Annotated in this window: 1 protein-coding gene; it reads right to left on the bottom strand. The window is 48.4% G+C overall.

The features are described from left to right. The coding region (locus J1785_RS01480) for a glycosyl hydrolase family 18 protein (protein WP_217218650.1) at nt 1–2,148 on the bottom strand (2,148 nt) is incomplete at its 3' end. Nucleotides 2,149–2,153 lie beyond the last annotated feature (5 nt).

Genomic DNA, 2,153 nt, shown 5'->3' with positions numbered 1-2,153 from the left:
GTAAGTGTTGTCGGTTTTATTAGTTGGGAAGTACCAATAACGGCCATCGTTTCCTGTCGCTTTCAAGGTAAATAACTCAAGGCGACCGTTGTAAGGATTACTGTAAATAAACGTCGTTCCCAGGCTCGCTTTACGATCGTTTTCTCCCCACTGTGCATAACCCATTAACGATTCGTTATTGGTTTTTGCTGTTTCCTTATCAGTGCCTAAATAAATCCAGTCAGCATTGTTGGTTTTATTGGTTGGGAAATACCAATATTGGCCGGTTTTAGCGGCGGAGAAATATTCAGTCTGATGGTTATAAGGGTTGTCGTAAACATAGATATTGCCACGCTCACCATAATGGCCATTTTCCGCCCATTGATGGCAGCAGGTATCATCCGGTGCGTCTGGTTGAGCAAACTGTGAAAGCACCTTACTGAACGCATACTTCGGTGCCTGTTCTTCGGTCAGACCACTATGGGTGGCCTCTACAACGCCCGCAGGTCCTGGCTGATCGCGGGCCATAGACCAGATACCGATCATCCCGAGATTACGTTCTTTCGCCTGTTCCATCACAATGTTGGCATCTGACAGATAGAAGGTTTCACCTTGCACATCGTTGTACCCGATCATCGGCGTGGTGCCCATCATGGCGTTAATTTGCGCATCAGTCTTATCGGGGTAAATTCCTTTCAGCTGAAGGAACATATTGTCGATAGCAGAAGTCGCACAATGACCATGAATATTCTGACCTTCAGTACCTGTGGACTTACAGATTTCGTTACCATAATCCATGGTCATGATGTTAATACCTGCCAGTTCGACGCCTTTCGCTTTCGCATCGTTCAGCACGTACATACCTTCAGCCGTCAGACCGGTAGGCAGAACAGGCAATGTGTACCAGACTGCGATTTTCTTACCGTCTTTTTTCCATTGATCCTGTGCCGCTTTTACAGCAGTATTCCGGCGCTGAACGATGGCGCTATCAGCCAGATAACCCCCCTCAATGTCAAAATCCAGTACCTTCAGATTCAGGTTTTCAACGATATCCACATACATCTGTTTCAGGTCATCAATATTGTGACAGGCAGCAGCAAGAGGCGCATTATTTGCACCACCAATGGAAACCATAACGTCCCCGCCAGCTTCACGTAATGCTTTGATTTTTGAATACTGGGCGTAGTTTTGCAGATTGTATGCTGTACCCCAGGTTGGCATACAAGTGTCTGTGTCTTTCGCCACCACAAATGCCATAGTGAAATGGTTAATACCCTGCTCCGTGGCCAGTTTAGCCAGATCAGGAATATCGTTTAACGTGAAGTCAACATAAGGAGCATAGACATGCGCTGGCCAGTCACTTTTTGCTGTACCGACGCGATCTTTCGTGCCAGTCCAGTCGACAATCGCTTTCCAGGTGTTGATGTCGGTTGGTGAAACCTTCTGAACTTTAGCCTGGGAAACGTACGGCTGATTTTGGAATCGAACCAGTGTATTCGCGGCATACAGCTTAGAAGCATCGAATACCGGCGCAGCGGCCAGTTCCTCATCGGTATATCGTGTTGATGCGTCTAATGGCTTCCAGGGTGCGCCATTGACCCCGTCCGGGTTCTGATTGGCAACATCTGCCGGATCCTTACCTACTGTATAAAATAAGGCCTCATAGCTCTGCGAGCCTACAGTGACCACATCGCCTTGATTATAAACGGTTTCAGCATTCCACGGTTTCGCCGGGATATAAGCTTGCCATGGGTTGCGGACATCAGGCGCGAAAGAATTCGCAGGTATTGTGGTCGTGGCCTGATAATTGGTTTCGCCGGCAGAAACAATATCCCCCTCCTGGTAAACTTTATCGGCACTAAAGGCAGGATAAGTAGGAGTGTCGGAGCCTGGAATGTCGCAACTGGTCGGGTTGCCATATTGCGTGATTTCCGCCGGAGTTGCATCACGGACATAATTCCACGGGTTAGAACCTTCAGGTGCGTCCGGAGTGACCGGACAATTGGTTGCCCCCACCCACCAGGCATTCTGATAGACGGAGCCATCAAAAATAACCTGAATGGTGTCTCCACCCTCCTGACCATTCCAGGCTTCCAACGCACAGGCGCTGCCTGCAACCGCCAGCATCCCCATACCTAACATGGCTTTGCTGATTTTATTAAATTCCATTTTAA

This window comes from Rahnella perminowiae, from assembly GCF_019049755.1.
In the GTDB taxonomy this organism is placed as follows: Bacteria; Pseudomonadota; Gammaproteobacteria; order Enterobacterales; family Enterobacteriaceae; genus Rahnella; species Rahnella perminowiae.
This window is presented reverse-complemented; position numbering and strand designations above follow the sequence as displayed.